Annotated in this window: 10 protein-coding genes, 5 tRNA genes, 2 rRNA genes and 1 riboswitch; of the genes, 14 read left to right on the top strand and 3 right to left on the bottom strand. The window is 45.2% G+C overall.

Going from position 1 to position 15608, the window contains the following annotated elements; genetic code table 11:
• The first annotated feature begins 20 nt into the window (after positions 1 to 20).
• Positions 21 to 578: an ADP compounds hydrolase NudE gene (gene nudE / locus Q7674_RS21085; protein WP_045064501.1), complete on the top strand. Its 558-nt coding sequence runs from the start codon at positions 21 to 23 to the stop codon at positions 576 to 578.
• Positions 579 to 581: 3 nt separating this feature from the next.
• Positions 582 to 1415, top strand: coding sequence for a 3'(2'),5'-bisphosphate nucleotidase CysQ (cysQ, locus tag Q7674_RS21080; RefSeq protein ID WP_045064502.1), 834 nt, complete (start codon positions 582 to 584; stop codon positions 1413 to 1415).
• Positions 1416 to 1476: 61 nt separating this feature from the next.
• On the opposite strand, the gene sthA is transcribed toward cysQ, so the two are convergent.
• Entirely contained in the window at positions 1477 to 2892 is a 1416-nt protein-coding gene (sthA, locus tag Q7674_RS21075) for a Si-specific NAD(P)(+) transhydrogenase (RefSeq protein WP_107229676.1), read from the bottom strand.
• Positions 2893 to 3190: 298 nt separating this feature from the next.
• Here sthA and fabR point away from each other — a divergent pair, with 298 nt between their 5' ends.
• On the top strand, positions 3191 to 3823 hold the full coding sequence (gene fabR / locus Q7674_RS21070; protein WP_045064504.1) for an HTH-type transcriptional repressor FabR: 633 nt from the start codon (positions 3191 to 3193) through the stop codon (positions 3821 to 3823).
• A gap of 27 nt (positions 3824 to 3850) precedes the next feature.
• Positions 3851 to 4231, top strand: a complete 381-nt coding sequence (locus Q7674_RS21065) for a YijD family membrane protein (protein WP_008985934.1) — start codon at positions 3851 to 3853, stop codon at positions 4229 to 4231.
• 74 nt (positions 4232 to 4305) lie between these two features.
• Here the strand turns inward: Q7674_RS21065 and trmA are convergent, their stop codons facing one another.
• Complete coding sequence (gene trmA, locus Q7674_RS21060) at positions 4306 to 5412, bottom strand: tRNA (uridine(54)-C5)-methyltransferase TrmA (RefSeq protein WP_305423270.1); 1107 nt, start codon at positions 5410 to 5412, stop codon at positions 4306 to 4308.
• Between the two features lie 149 nt (positions 5413 to 5561).
• Positions 5562 to 5797: riboswitch (cobalamin riboswitch) on the top strand.
• Between the two features lie 32 nt (positions 5798 to 5829).
• On the opposite strand from trmA, the gene btuB reads away from it, so the two are divergent.
• Genes btuB through murI form a run of 3 tightly spaced genes read left to right on the top strand, consistent with a single transcriptional unit; the run spans position 5830 to position 9273 of the window.
• Complete coding sequence (btuB, locus tag Q7674_RS21055; protein WP_305423268.1) at positions 5830 to 7689, top strand: TonB-dependent vitamin B12 receptor; 1860 nt, start codon at positions 5830 to 5832, stop codon at positions 7687 to 7689.
• 48 nt (positions 7690 to 7737) lie between these two features.
• Positions 7738 to 8424, top strand: coding sequence for a Dph6-related ATP pyrophosphatase (locus Q7674_RS21050; RefSeq protein ID WP_425260666.1), 687 nt, complete (start codon positions 7738 to 7740; stop codon positions 8422 to 8424).
• A 39-nt stretch (positions 8425 to 8463) separates the two neighbouring features.
• On the top strand, positions 8464 to 9273 hold the full coding sequence (gene murI / locus Q7674_RS21045; RefSeq protein WP_045064510.1) for a glutamate racemase: 810 nt from the start codon (positions 8464 to 8466) through the stop codon (positions 9271 to 9273).
• Here murI and Q7674_RS21040 read toward each other — a convergent pair.
• Positions 9242 to 9700, bottom strand: coding sequence for an RNA recognition motif domain-containing protein (locus Q7674_RS21040; RefSeq protein WP_045064512.1), 459 nt, complete (start codon positions 9698 to 9700; stop codon positions 9242 to 9244). The genes murI and Q7674_RS21040 overlap by 32 nt on opposite strands.
• 606 nt (positions 9701 to 10306) lie before the next feature.
• Here Q7674_RS21040 and Q7674_RS21035 point away from each other — a divergent pair.
• The 7 genes from Q7674_RS21035 to Q7674_RS21005 all read left to right on the top strand — a co-directional run bounded on the left by Q7674_RS21035 (position 10307) and on the right by Q7674_RS21005 (position 15579).
• Positions 10307 to 11854 (top strand): 16S ribosomal RNA (locus Q7674_RS21035).
• A 99-nt stretch (positions 11855 to 11953) separates the two neighbouring features.
• A tRNA-Glu gene (locus tag Q7674_RS21030) sits at positions 11954 to 12029 on the top strand.
• Positions 12030 to 12031: 2 nt separating this feature from the next.
• Positions 12032 to 12107 (top strand) — tRNA-Lys (locus Q7674_RS21025).
• Positions 12108 to 12175: 68 nt separating this feature from the next.
• Positions 12176 to 12251: transfer RNA gene (locus Q7674_RS21020), tRNA-Val, on the top strand.
• A gap of 22 nt (positions 12252 to 12273) precedes the next feature.
• Positions 12274 to 12349 (top strand) — tRNA-Ala (locus Q7674_RS21015).
• A 2-nt stretch (positions 12350 to 12351) separates the two neighbouring features.
• A tRNA-Glu gene (locus tag Q7674_RS21010) sits at positions 12352 to 12427 on the top strand.
• 259 nt (positions 12428 to 12686) lie between these two features.
• Positions 12687 to 15579, top strand: a 23S ribosomal RNA gene (locus Q7674_RS21005).
• Together the 16S and 23S rRNA genes with 5 tRNA genes alongside form the textbook arrangement of a ribosomal RNA operon.
• The last annotated feature ends 29 nt before the right edge of the window (positions 15580 to 15608 follow it).

Below are 15608 nucleotides of genomic sequence, written 5' to 3'. Positions count from 1 at the left end.
AACTGAAATAGGGCTTTAAGATGGCGACAAGTAAAGAGAAACCTCAGATCTTATCTGCTGAGGTTGTAGCGCAATCTCGACTTTTTAAAATCGAATCGTTGGATTTACGGTTTTCAAATGGGGTTGAGCGCACTTACGAAAGAATGAAGCCAAGTGGTCGTAATGCGGTGCTTATTGTTCCCGTCACTGCACAAGGTGATTTATTGTTGATCCGTGAGTACTCGGCAGGTACTGAGCGTTATGAGCTTGGTTTTCCTAAGGGGTTAATTGATCAAGGTGAAACACCGATTGAAGCTGCAAATCGCGAATTGAAAGAAGAGATCGGTTTTGGTGCGAACAAGCTTCAGCCATTAAAAGAAGTGGTATTGGCACCATCGTATTTCTCTAGCCGTATGACATTATTTTTAGCGCAAGATCTGTATCCAGAAAAACTGGAAGGTGATGAGCCTGAGCCGTTAGACATTGTTCGTTGGCCATTAGCTCAAGCGGAAGAGTTATTAACCCATGTTGATTTTGCCGAAGCTCGCAGCATTACCGCATTGTTTTTAGCGTTAAAGCAATTAGCTCTAGAGGAGTAAGGTATGGCGTATTCTCATTTACTGCCTGATGTGATTGATATAGCTCGTGCATCAGGACAGATCATTTTAGATATCTACCAGCGTGGTCAGTTTGAAAAACAGATCAAAGACGATAATACGCCAGTAACCAGTGCTGATATTGCAGCGCATAAATTAGTAATGAAGCGCTTAACAGAGTTAACGCCAGATATTCCTGTGTTATCTGAAGAAGACGCAGAGGTCCCTTTAGCGGAACGTAGTCAATGGAAACGTTACTGGTTAGTTGATCCGCTAGATGGCACCCAAGAGTTCATTGCTGGTAGTGGTGACTTTGCGACAATCATTGCCTTAGTGGAAGATAATCGTCCGGTGATGGGCGTGGTGTATGCACCTGTTTCTGGTGTGTCGTATTACGCTTATGCTGATAAAGGCGCGTATAAGATCACGGCAGAAGGCGAGACTGTAAAACTGGCAACACACCATCATGAAGAAAATACCAAATCTATCGTGGTGGCGATCAGTCGTCGGCAAGATATTAGCTCAATTACCTCACGTTTAGATCCTAGCTATAACTACGAGCTCGTACCATTAGGCTCTGCTGCTTTGAAATCTTGCTTGGTGGCAGAAGGGGCAGTGGATTGTTACCTACGCTTAGGGCCAACAGGAGAGTGGGATACCGCAGCAACGCAATGTATTGTTGAAGAAGCTGGTGGTCGTATTCTTAATACTCATTTAACCCCACTGTCTTACAACGAGCGTAATACGCTAGAGAACCCAAACTTTATTACCTTAGGTGATGAAGGCTTACCATGGGCTGAGATCTTAGAGCCTGATGATCGCATGATGAATGCCGATTAAAGCAAACCAAAACGGAGCGACATCGCTCCGTTTTTTATTATCTGCTATTCACTCGCCGAGATTAAAATAAACGGTTTAAGCCGTTAAGAGCTGCAACACGGTAGGCTTCCGCCATGGTTGGATAGTTAAAAGTAGTATTGACGAAGTAATCAATAGTATTACCTTCGCCTTTTTGCTCCATGATTGCTTGTCCGATATGAATGATTTCTGCGGCACGTTCACCAAAACAGTGAATACCTAAGATCTCTTTGGTTTCTCGGTGAAATAAAATCTTTAAGCTTCCCACTTCGGTCCCAGCAATTTGCGCACGGGCAAGATGCTTAAACTGAGAGCGCCCTACTTCATATGGAATTTTCTCTGCGGTTAATTGCTGCTCGGTTTTACCCACAGAGCTGATCTCTGGAATGGTATAAATACCTGTTGGGATATGATCAATCAACTGACCTTGTGCTTGTCCTGTACTGATCGCTTGAGCAACAAATCGACCTTGATCATAAGCTGCACTTGCAAGGCTTGGGTAACCAATCACATCACCCACCGCATAAATATGATCGACCTCTGTTTGATAACTGCGATTGACGTTTAACTGCCCACGAGAGTCAGGTGTTAGACCAACATGCTCTAAGCCGAGTTTATCGGTATTACCTGTGCGACCGTTCGCGTAGAGCAAGCAATCAGCACGCATCTTCTTACCGGATTGAAAATGTAAGATCACACCGTCATCGGTACCTTCAATATGCTCGAAAATCTCATCATTGCGGATCATCGCGCCATTGTTCCACAAGTGATAAGACAACGAGTCGGAGATTTCATTATCAAGAAATTCTAGCAGACGTTGGCGGGTGTTAATTAAATCAACTTTTACTCCCAATCCTCGGAAGATAGATGCATATTCACAGCCAATCACCCCTGCACCATAGATAATAATATGACGAGGATCGTGCTCTAGACGTAAGATGGAATCGCTGTCGTAGATACGTGAATGATCGAAATCAACGCCTTCAGGATGGTATGGACGAGATCCTGTGGCGATGATGAATTTGTCTGCACTGTAATGCTCTAGACTACCGTCGGTCGTGGTCACTGCCACTTCATGGCTAGCAATAAAGCGGGCTTCGCCATGAATGATCTGACACTGGTTGCGATCATAAAATCCCTGACGCATACGAGTTTGCTTATTCACTACTACTTCAGCATGCCCCAGAATTTGGCTAAAAGTACTATGCAGCGTGGAGTTGTTTTTGCAGTACAGTGGGTTTTGGTTAAATTCAATAATACGACTGACTGCATGACGCAGCGCTTTTGATGGGATGGTGCCCCAGTGAGTACAGCCGCCACCAACATTGTCTTCGCGTTCAATGATAGCGACGTTAAAACCTGCTTTGGTTAAGCCCATTGCTGCCCCTTCACCACCAGGGCCACTACCAATAATAATCACATCGAAATGACCGTTATTACTGTACTGCGTATCCGTCATCGTATTATTCCTATTTGGTCGGTAACATTTTTGCATCGTAAGTGTAACGATTTGTAATCAATAGGAGAATCAATAGATAGTCAGAGCTAGTGAGGGATCACGCTCTATTGCTTGTTGAACGTTATAAATGCCCATGTTGGTACCAAGTTTTATCGTGATAGATTGTGAAGTCGATGATTAAATGATGTTAATCTAGCTTTGCGTGATGGGCTGTGAGTCAGTACTATATGGCTTTTCTAACGCTGTTTATCGTTATTCAGCGTATGATGGTAAGAAAATAATAGAGAATCAGATGTCCATGGGGATCAGGGCTCAACAGAAAGAAAAAACACGTCGTTCACTGATTGATGCTGCGTTTAGTCAGCTAAGTGCCGATAGAAGTTTTTCTAATTTAAGTTTACGAGAAGTGGCTCGTGAAGCTGGGATTGCCCCTACGTCGTTTTATCGTCATTTTAAAGACATGGATGAGTTAGGCTTAACAATGGTGGATGAAGGTGGTTTGATCCTTCGCCAGTTAATGCGACAAGCTCGCCAGCGTATTGCAACAGAAGGTAGTGTGATCCGTACCTCTGTTGAGACGTTTATGGAGTTTATCGAAAGTAGCCCTAACGTCTTTCGTCTACTATTACGTGAACGTTCCGGGACATCGACAGCATTTCGCGCCGCAGTGGCTCGTGAAATACAACATTTTGTCGCTGAACTAACCGAGTATCTTGAGGCCAAAACTGGGGTAACGTATGAAGAAGCGTATACCCAAGCAGAGGCGTCAGTAACACTCGTCTTTAGCTCAGGGGCAGAAGCGTTAGATCTCGATAGTCATGCTCGTGCTGAGCATGCTGAAAGATTGATCATGCAATTAAGAATGATTGCAAAGGGTGCTTACTGGTACCGAAAAGAGCGTGAGCGTCGTGAGCTCAGGCAAAAACTATAACCTTATTTCGATTTTGTGGTGAAGGATATGGACAAGCAACAAGTTAAATCAGAGCGTAAAACTTTAGTTCTATCATTACTTGCTGGTGTGTGCGGTTACGCAACATGGTCAGTACTAACATCAAGCAGCGTGGCGTTTTCTATCTTCCCAGTGCTTGCTTTTGTGTTAGCCGTTTACTGTTTATACCAAGAATACTTACGTAAGCCGATGACGGAAGGCACGCCAGCGATTGCGACTGCGTGTTTCTTTGTGGGTGCATTTGGTTACTCTGCTTTCTTACGTGCAGCAATGCCGGAGATGGGCTCTAACTTCCTACCATTGATGATTGCGCTAGCATTACTATTTTGGGTTAGTTACAAAATGGGCATCATGAATAAAAAAGCTAAGCCAGAAGTGGAAGCAAAATAATCTTCAGTACGATAAAAAGTACGTAAGAAAAAAGGCGCATTAAGCGCCTTTTTTTATTCTCTGCAAGAAGCGAATTATTTACGCTCTAGCAATACACCCGCTTCCATGTGGTGGGTATACGGGAACTGATCAAACAGGGCAAAACGTGTAATTCGGTGTGTTTCACCAAGAATATCTAAGTTTTCTTTTAAAGTTTCAGGGTTACACGAGATGTACATGATGCGATCATAACCTTGCACCATACGGCATGTACCCTCATCCATGCCAGATCGCGGTGGATCAACAAAGATCGTGTTGCAGTTGTAGCTCTGAAGATCCACATTTCGATCTTTCAAACGGCGGAATTCACGCTTACCTTCCATTGCATCAGTAAAATCTTCTGCTGACATACGAATGATTTGTACGTTATCAATGTTGTTTACGGCAATGTTGTATTGCGCGGAATCAACCGATGGCTTTGCCAGTTCAGTAGCTAGAACACGTTCGAAGTTTTGCGCAAGAGCGAGAGAGAAGTTACCGTTACCACAGTAAAGCTCTAACAGATCGCCTTCGCTGTCTTGAGTACAGTCTACCGCCCATTCAAGCATCTTCTGAGCCACTTCACCGTTAGGTTGGGTAAAGCTGTTCTCTACTTGCTTGTAAGTTAATGTGCGATCGTTAACTTTTAACTGCTCAATAACGTAGTCTTGATCAAGTACGATTTTCATCTTACGTGCACGACCAATGATGTTCAGCTTAAAGCCTTCATCGTTTAAGCGTTGCTTTAGTTGTTTCGCTTCTGCTGTCCATTCATCATCTAGTTGACGGTGGTATAGCATCGACACCAAGATCTCACCGCTTAAAGTAGATAGGAAATCGACTTGGAATAACTTGTGACGTAGCGCTTTGATGGGTTTGATTGCATCCACCAACATTGGCATTAAGTCATTGATCAAACGACTTGCTGCAGGGAATTGATCCACACGGTATTTTTCACGTGTTTCTTGGTTGAACATGATGTAGAAAAGATCTTCACCCTCATGCCAAACACGGAATTCTGCACGCATACGGTAATGCTCTGCAGGGGAGGCAAACACCTCGAGTTCAGGGGTATCAAAATCAGCGAAAATGTTTTGAATACGCTCTGCCTTTTCATCCAACTGTTGCTGGTAATCAGCGGTGTTAAGGATGGTAGATGTCATAGTGTATGCCTCGACTGCTCAAAATAAGAGCGCAGATTTTATTGTATTGCCCCGTGATGTCCAGTGTTACGCCAATAAAAAGTTTTCATCAGGCAATTTTTATTTATAACTAATAGCAAAGAAAGCTAGACATAAAACGCTTACATCACTAGCATTTGCGCTGCGCTGGTTAACCAGGATGGTACGGGAATACGGTGAAAATCCGTAACTGACGCGCAGCGGTAATAGAGAACGAACGCACATGGATGTCCTCCAAACACTGTTTTAACTGCATGATCAATATAGGATGTTGATCCAAGTGTAGTTGAGATGGGAAGTTGATGCCTAGGCGACCTTATAGGTCATGCTCTTAAGTCCGAATACCAACCAGCGGTAAAGCACCTTTGCTTTGTTATAAACGCGACTTAGGATTCTAAAATGAAAAAAACACTTTTGGCACTGGCGGTGACGTCGGTGTATTTCCCATCTTTTTCTTCCATTGCAGCAGACGATAAAACCCAAGCTGACGATGTCATGGTCGTTACGGCTAATCGTTTTGAACAACCTGTTACTTCTGTTCTTGCCCCTTTTAATGTTGTTACCCGTCAAGACATTGATAAAGTACAAGCCAAAACACTCACCGAAGTGATCAGCTTATTACCGGGTGTGCAAGTGACTCAAAATGGCGGTCGAGGACAACTGGTCAGCATCATGGTACGTGGTACTAACTCTGATCAAGTATTGGTACTGGTCGATGGTATTCGTATGGCACGCGCGGCAAAAGGAGCGGTGGATTTTAACCAAATTCCGCTGACGCAAGTTGAGCGTATTGAATTTACCCGTGGTGCACGTGCTGCACTTTATGGTTCAGAAGCCATTGGTGGTGTGATCAATATTATTACGCTGGCTGACGTAGATGCGCCTTCAAAAACCAAATTAAATGTCGGTATTGGCAGTCATAATTACCAAGAAGCAAGTGCATCGGGGGCATACAAAGTCGGTGAGAATGGTTTATTACAATTAGCAGCAGGCTATGAAGACGATGAAGGCTATAACGTTAAACCGCAACCTGGTATTAATGATGGTGATAAACATGGCTTTTCTAGTCGTAATGCGATGATCGCTTACCATCAGCGTTTTAGCGACACACTGAAAGGTTTTATCTCAGCGCGTTGGTATAAAAACCAATATCAATACGACAGCTCATATGTTGACTTCTTCACTGGTGAGCCAGTACACCAGTACATGCAATCTGAGCCTGAGTTATTTGACTATAGCGCAGGGCTAGATCTCGATTTAGGTCGATATCAATCGAAGATTATTGCCGATTACCAACATCAAACGAATTACGATTACAACAAAGCAGCGACAACGTTACCTGTTGTAGCGAGCCAGGATGAGAAATTCACTCAACGTAACCTACAGTGGAATAACCATTATACGGTTAACGAAAACCTACAATTAGTGGGTGGGGTTGATTGGCGTAAAGAGTCTTGGAAAGACAAGTTATCGACGGATGCATTTAGCCGTAATAATACAGGTGTCTACGGTATTGGTTTAGTGAACGTTAACGACTTCTCATTAGAATCAAGCATGCGTTTAGATGATAACCAGCAATACGGCTCACAGTTTACTTATAACGTAGCTGGTGGTTGGTATATCACGGATGAAGTACAATTACGTACCTCGTATGGCACAGCTTTTAAAGCACCGAACTTATACCAGCTATATTCGCCATCTTACGGTACAGAAACATTAAGCCCTGAAAAGTCTAAAAATGCTGAAATTGCCGTTGTAGCGAATTACAGTCTGATTGATTTAGCGGTAACAGGTTACCGTATGGAAATTGATAATCTGATTGGCTTTAATAATACGTCTTGGAAGTACTATAACGAATCAGGAAAGAGCAAGATCAAAGGTATTGAGGTGGAAGCCGACTTTGATACAGGCTTTTTATCTCATCAGCTAAACTTTGACTTTAAAGATCCGCGTAACAGTAAAGGTGAACGTTTAGATCGCCGTGAGAAGTTCTCATTTAAGTGGGTTGGAACTGCAAGCTTTGGCGATCTTGATAGTGCGCTTACTTACCAATACCACGGTAAACGTCCTGATCAGTATGGTCCAACAGGTGAATTACCTGCTTATGACACATGGGATCTTGCTTTGACTTATTGGTTACAGCCGAAGTTAGCACTGAAAGGTCGTGTTGCGAACTTACTGGATGAGCAGTATGAGACGGCTGGTGGTTATGAAATGCCAGGACGTACTTACTATACGAGCATCAATTACCAATTTTAATCTGTGAATATTTAAGACAAAGGCCGCTCCAATAGTGGCCTTTTTACTATGATGAAAAAAATAAACGTAATTATCAGTTGGTCGTCAGGCAAAGATGCGGCATTAACTTTATGGCGCTTACTTAATGACCCTCATTATAACGTAGTCGGACTCTATACAACTTACGTCGGTGATGAAGTTCCTTTTCAAGCTACCCCTCTTGAAGTATTAAAAGAGCAAGCTAGGCTTATTGGCTTACCTTTGATCTTAATTGAGCTACCACAAGTATTTCCTCCCAATGAGGTATATCAACAAACGGTTATTAATGGACTAAAAGCCAGTGGATTAAATATTCAGGCTGTCGCCTTTGGTGATATTTTCTGTAACGGTATTGCGGATTATCGAAAGCAATATATAGAGCCAGAAGGGTGGCAATGTATTTTCCCGTTAATGGGAGAGCCTAGCCATAAGTTAGCTATTGAGATGATCACAATAGGTATTAAAACCAAGTTAGTAACTGTTGATACTAGTCAGTGTGAGGCTCAGTATTGTGGTAAATGGTTTAATAAAGCTTTACTTGAAGAGTTGCCTACTTATATTGATCCGTGTGGTGAGAATGGCGAGTTTCATACCTTAGTGATTAACGCTCCTTATTTTCACAAGCCACTTGAGGTTGAATGGCAGGGAATAGATAAAACCGAACGATTTTATTATCAGCGCTATCAGTTAAGTGACAGGACAGTTTGCGCTGACTAGAGTTAGCAGTATCATGATAGGGAGTAATATTCATTAGGTATGGTACGTGTGAAAAAGATTGTTATTTTTGATTCTGGTGTAGGTGGTTTATCTGTTTATAAAGAAATCTACGATCTTTTACCACAAGTACAATATATTTACGCATTTGATAATGCGGCGTTTCCGTATGGCGAATTACCTGATGACGTTTTAATTGAGCGAACCAACTATATTGTCTCGACGTTAGTAGAGCAGTATCAGGCTGATTTAGTGGTGATAGCTTGTAATACGGCAAGTACCATTGTTCTTCCAACCTTGCGCAAACACCTTACCGTCCCTGTCGTTGGCGTAGTTCCAGCCATAAAACCTGCCGCCAAGTTAAGTCAAACCAAAGTGATTGGTTTATTGGCAACTCCAGCTACCGTTAAGCGCAGCTATACACAGCAGTTAATCTCCCAATTTGCTAGCGATTGTGAAGTAAAAATGATCGGCTCTACGCGTTTGGTGGAAATGGCTGAGCAAAAACTACGTGGTGAAGCAATTTCACTGGACGAGTTAAGTGGCATATTAGCGCCATGGCAGCAGCAAGTAGATAGTATCATTTTAGGTTGCACTCATTTCCCACTTATTAAAGATGAGATAAAAGCTGTTTTAAATAATGATGTCTATATTGTGGATTCAGGCAAGGCTATTGCCAACCGTGTAGCTTCATTACTAGAGCTTACGGATGAAGAAGGGAAGTGCAGAAATACACAGATTGAGAACGCTACATACAGCAGCGCCGCTACACAAAGTGTAACGGCGCTAAATAAGAGTTTAAAAGCAATGCACCTTGGGACTATTCAGTCTCTACAGTATCCGTATTCTTAGGTTCATTAGCTTCACGTACTTTCAGTGTACGCTGTCCATACTCTTTATTGTTTAATTGCTCGATTGCGCCGTCAGCATCTGTGCTACTCATTACCACAAAGCCAAACCCTCTACGTTTACCTGTACGCTTATCTTTCATTAGGCGTACAGCGAAAACATCACCGTGTTCAGCAAATAAGTTTTTAACGTCTGTCTCATTAGCACGATAAGGAAGGTTGCCGACATAAAGTGTTTTGCTGCTTTGAGAGGTTTCTGTTTCTGTCATTGAAGGTGTTTTATCCGTTTGCATAAAGTTAAGTGCTAATCCAGTCAGTACAGCACCTAAAGCAAAGCTAATAGAGGATGGGATATGAATAAAGCTAAAGATTAAGGCACCGATAATAGCAATGGCTACAGCGGTTATTATGGTTTGGTTATTTGATTTCATATTTAATTAAGCTACATCGTCAAATGGAAGGAGAATGCGTTATTGTTTCTTTTAACATCGAACTCACAATGATATTACTTTCATTGAGTTGTAATTACTAGCGGGTGAACAACCAGTGGAGCAAATGTTGTAATTACAAGCATATTAATCACATTAGATGAAATAACAATCAAATACATTCTTTTTTTAAAAAAACACTTGTCAGAGTGATCGAAGTCTCTATAATGCCGCTCCATCGAAACGGGACGCGAACAAACAAATGATCGAGTTCAAAGTTTTCGAAATGACAATTTCGCCTCGTGATTAAATCTTTGGGATAGCCAAAGGTAGTCAAGAATAAGTTTTAAAGTTAAAAATTATTCTTGACTATAGTTAAAGGTTGAGTAGAATACGCAGCCCTAACCAACACGAAGTGTTGAGTAGTCAACGTTCTTTAAAAATTTGACCATGCAATCTGTGTGGGCACTCGTTGAATGATTAGTCAAAAAGATTTATCAATGATACTAGTGACCAATTTGATACTTCGGTATCAGCACAGTCAATTCATTCATTATTTATGATGAATTAACAGTATTCATTGAGTAGGTCGAAAGACCAACAAAACTTTAATTGAAGAGTTTGATCATGGCTCAGATTGAACGCTGGCGGCAGGCCTAACACATGCAAGTCGAGCGGCAGCGACTTAACTGAACCTTCGGGGAACGTTAAGGGCGGCGAGCGGCGGACGGGTGAGTAATGCCTGGGAATATGCCCTGATGTGGGGGATAACTATTGGAAACGATAGCTAATACCGCATAATCTCTTCGGAGCAAAGAGGGGGACCTTCGGGCCTCTCGCGTCAGGATTAGCCCAGGTGGGATTAGCTTGTTGGTGAGGTAATGGCTCACCAAGGCAACGATCCCTAGCTGGTCTGAGAGGATGATCAGCCACACTGGAACTGAGACACGGTCCAGACTCCTACGGGAGGCAGCAGTGGGGAATATTGCACAATGGGGGAAACCCTGATGCAGCCATGCCGCGTGTATGAAGAAGGCCTTCGGGTTGTAAAGTACTTTCAGTGGGGAGGAAGGCAGTGTCGTTAATAGCGGCATTGTTTGACGTTACCTACAGAAGAAGCACCGGCTAACTCCGTGCCAGCAGCCGCGGTAATACGGAGGGTGCGAGCGTTAATCGGAATTACTGGGCGTAAAGCGCATGCAGGCGGTCTGTTAAGCAAGATGTGAAAGCCCGGGGCTCAACCTCGGAACAGCATTTTGAACTGGCAGACTAGAGTCTTGTAGAGGGGGGTAGAATTTCAGGTGTAGCGGTGAAATGCGTAGAGATCTGAAGGAATACCGGTGGCGAAGGCGGCCCCCTGGACAAAGACTGACGCTCAGATGCGAAAGCGTGGGGAGCAAACAGGATTAGATACCCTGGTAGTCCACGCCGTAAACGATGTCTACTTGGAGGTTGTGGCCTTGAGCCGTGGCTTTCGGAGCTAACGCGTTAAGTAGACCGCCTGGGGAGTACGGTCGCAAGATTAAAACTCAAATGAATTGACGGGGGCCCGCACAAGCGGTGGAGCATGTGGTTTAATTCGATGCAACGCGAAGAACCTTACCTACTCTTGACATCCAGAGAACTTTCCAGAGATGGATTGGTGCCTTCGGGAACTCTGAGACAGGTGCTGCATGGCTGTCGTCAGCTCGTGTTGTGAAATGTTGGGTTAAGTCCCGCAACGAGCGCAACCCTTATCCTTGTTTGCCAGCACTTCGGGGGAACTCCAGGGAGACTGCTGGTGATAAACCGGAGGAAGGTGGGGACGACGTCAAGTCATCATGGCCCTTACGAGTAGGGCTACACACGTGCTACAATGGCGTATACAGAGGGCTGCCAACTCGCGAGTGAGCGAATCCCAGAAAGTACGTCGTAGTCCGGATTGGAGTCTGCAACTCGACTCCATGAAGTCGGAATCGCTAGTAATCGTGGATCAGAATGCCACGGTGAATACGTTCCCGGGCCTTGTACACACCGCCCGTCACACCATGGGAGTGGGCTGCACCAGAAGTAGATAGCTTAACCTTCGGGAGGGCGTTTACCACGGTGTGGTTCATGACTGGGGTGAAGTCGTAACAAGGTAGCCCTAGGGGAACCTGGGGCTGGATCACCTCCTTACCTAAAGACTTACTGTTGAATGCAGTGTCCACACAGATTGCTTGGTTAAAATGTAAGAGAGCCATTTAATGTTGCCCAACAACATTAAGTATGAACATTGTCCCGTTCGTCTAGAGGCCTAGGACACCGCCCTTTCACGGCGGTAACAGGGGTTCGACTCCCCTACGGGACGCCAATGGGTCGTTAGCTCAGTTGGTAGAGCAGTTGACTTTTAATCAATTGGTCGCAGGTTCGAATCCTGCACGACCCACCATTTCCTTTCCACGAAGGAAAGCTAGTTTGATTTTACTTTTTAAAGTGAAAACAAATAGTAACTATAGTGGGCGATTAGCTCAGTTGGGAGAGCACCTCCCTTACAAGGAGGGGGTCACTGGTTCGAGCCCGGTATCGCCCACCACTTCTTATTGAAGTAAAACATTGGGGTTATAGCTCAGCTGGGAGAGCGCCTGCCTTGCACGCAGGAGGTCTGCGGTTCGATCCCGCATAGCTCCACCAATGTCCCGTTCGTCTAGAGGCCTAGGACACCGCCCTTTCACGGCGGTAACAGGGGTTCGACTCCCCTACGGGACGCCACTCTTTAAGCGCATTCTTATGAGTGTTTTTAAAAAGTGGTTATTTAACGATAAACACAATGCTCTTTAACAATCTGGAAAGCTGACTAGTAAATTCAATCGAATAGATTGATTTATAGTTTTCATCGAAAGATGAAAACGAGTTCTCAAAACAATACACATTCAAGTGTCTTGTATCGAGTCCGGCGAAAAACCAACGTCTCCTTATCAGAGACATAAACCTTGGTTGTTTGAACATACGAAACCTCTTGGGGTTGTATGGTTAAGTGACTAAGCGTACACGGTGGATGCCTTGGCAGTCAGAGGCGATGAAGGACGTATTAACTTGCGATAAGCCCAGAGAAGGTAGTAAAAGCCAGTGACTCTGGGATTTCCGAATGGGGAAACCCACGTGCATAAGCACGTATCGTGTTGTGAATACATAGCAGCACGAGGCGAACCGGGGGAACTGAAACATCTAAGTACCCCGAGGAAGAGAAATCAACCGAGATTCCGGTAGTAGCGGCGAGCGAAACCGGATTAGCCCTTAAGCTAGTTTTGCGTTAGGTGAAAGTTCTGGAAAGTTCTGCGATACAGGGTGATAGCCCCGTAACCGACAACGCATTATCAGTGAAAACGAGTAGGACGGGACACGTGTTATCTTGTCTGAATATGGGGGGACCATCCTCCAAGGCTAAATACTCCTGACTGACCGATAGTGAACCAGTACCGTGAGGGAAAGGCGAAAAGAACCCCTGTGAGGGGAGTGAAATAGAACCTGAAACCGTGTACGTACAAGCAGTAGGAGCATACTTGTTATGTGACTGCGTACCTTTGTATAATGGGTCAGCGACTTAATTTTAGTAGCAAGGTTAACCGTTTAGGGGAGCCGTAGGGAAACCGAGTCTTAACTGGGCGTCATAGTTGCTAGGATTAGACCCGAAACCGAGTGATCTAGCCATGGGCAGGTTGAAGGTGAGGTAACACTTACTGGAGGACCGAACCGACTAATGTTGAAAAATTAGCGGATGACTTGTGGCTAGGGGTGAAAGGCCAATCAAACTCGGAGATAGCTGGTTCTCCCCGAAAGCTATTTAGGTAGCGCCTCGGACGAATACTACTGGGGGTAGAGCACTGTTAAGGCTAGGGGGTCATCCCGACTTACCAACCCTTTGCAAACTCCGAATACCAGTAAGTACTATCCGGGAGACACACGGCGGGTGCTAACGTCCGTCGTGAAGAGGGAAACAACCCAGACCGCCAGCTAAGGTCCCAAAGTTATAGCTAAGTGGGAAACGATGTGGGAAGGCTCAGACAGCCAGGATGTTGGCTTAGAAGCAGCCATCATTTAAAGAAAGCGTAATAGCTCACTGGTCGAGTCGGCCTGCGCGGAAGATTTAACGGGGCTAAGCTATACACCGAAGCTGCGGCAATGAAGTTTTACTTATTGGGTAGGGGAGCGTTCTGTAAGCCGTTGAAGGTGTGCTGTAAGGCATGCTGGAGGTATCAGAAGTGCGAATGCTGACATGAGTAACGATAAAGGGAGTGAAAAACTCCCTCGCCGGAAGATCAAGGGTTCCTGTCCAACGTTAATCGGGGCAGGGTAAGTCGACCCCTAAGGCGAGGCCGAAAGGCGTAGTCGATGGGAAACGGGTTAATATTCCCGTACTTCTTATAATTGCGATGGAGGGACGGAGAAGACTAGGTGAGCCTGGCGACGGTTGTCCAGGTCCAAGTATGTAGGCTGATGGTTTAGGCAAATCCGGACCATCTTAAGGCTGAGATACGATGTCGAGTCACTACGGTGATGAAGTCATTGATGCCATGCTTCCGGGAAAAGCTTCTAAGCTTCAGATTATAAGGAATCGTACCCCAAACCGACACAGGTGATCAGGTAGAGAATACCAAGGCGCTTGAGAGAACTCGGGTGAAGGAACTAGGCAAAATGGTACCGTAACTTCGGGAGAAGGTACGCTCCTAGCGGTGATGAGACTTGCTCTCTAAGCTGCCGGGAGTCGCAGATACCAGGTGGCTGCAACTGTTTATTAAAAACACAGCACTGTGCAAAATCGAAAGATGACGTATACGGTGTGACGCCTGCCCGGTGCCGGAAGGTTAATTGATGGGGTTAGACTTCGGTCGAAGCTCTTGATCGAAGCCCCGGTAAACGGCGGCCGTAACTATAACGGTCCTAAGGTAGCGAAATTCCTTGTCGGGTAAGTTCCGACCTGCACGAATGGCGTAATGATGAGTACGCTGTCTCCACCCGAGACTCAGTGAAATTGAAATCGCAGTGAAGATGCTGCGTCCCCGCGGCTAGACGGAAAGACCCCGTGAACCTTTACTATAGCTTGGCACTGAACATTGACCCTACATGTGTAGGATAGGTGGGAGACTGTGAAATAATCGCGCTAGCGGTTATGGAGTCGTCCTTGAAATACCACCCTTGTATGCTTGATGTTCTAACGTGGGCCCCTTATCGGGGTTACGGACAGTGCCTGGTGGGTAGTTTGACTGGGGCGGTCTCCTCCCAAAGAGTAACGGAGGAGCACGAAGGTGGGCTAATCACGGTCGGACATCGTGAGGTTAGTGCAATGGCATAAGCCCGCTTGACTGCGAGAATGACAATTCGGGGAGCAGGTGCGAAAGCAGGTCATAGTGATCCGGTGGTTCTGAATGGAAGGGCCATCGCTCAACGGATAAAAGGTACTCCGGGGATAACAGGCTGATACCGCCCAAGAGTTCATATCGACGGCGGTGTTTGGCACCTCGATGTCGGCTCATCACATCCTGGGGCTGAAGTCGGTCCCAAGGGTATGGCTGTTCGCCATTTAAAGTGGTACGCGAGCTGGGTTTAGAACGTCGTGAGACAGTTCGGTCCCTATCTGCCGTGGGCGTTGGATGATTGAGAGGGGCTGCTCCTAGTACGAGAGGACCGGAGTGGACGAACCGCTGGTGTTCGGGTTGTGTCGCCAGACGCATTGCCCGGTAGCTAAGTTCGGAATCGATAACCGCTGAAAGCATCTAAGCGGGAAGCGAGCCTCAAGATGAGTCATCCCTAGACCTTTAAGGTCTCTAAAGGGTTGTTGAAGACTACAACGTTGATAGGTCGGGTGTGTAAGTGCTGCGAGGCATTGAGCTAACCGATACTAATTGCCCGTGAGGCTTAACCATACAACACCCAAGGGGTTTTATACGGACTC

The organism is Photobacterium leiognathi (assembly GCF_030685535.1).
GTDB classification, from domain to species: domain Bacteria; phylum Pseudomonadota; class Gammaproteobacteria; order Enterobacterales; family Vibrionaceae; genus Photobacterium; species Photobacterium leiognathi.
The sequence above is the reverse complement of the archived record's forward strand: the minus strand, read 5'-3'. Positions and strand labels throughout refer to the sequence as shown.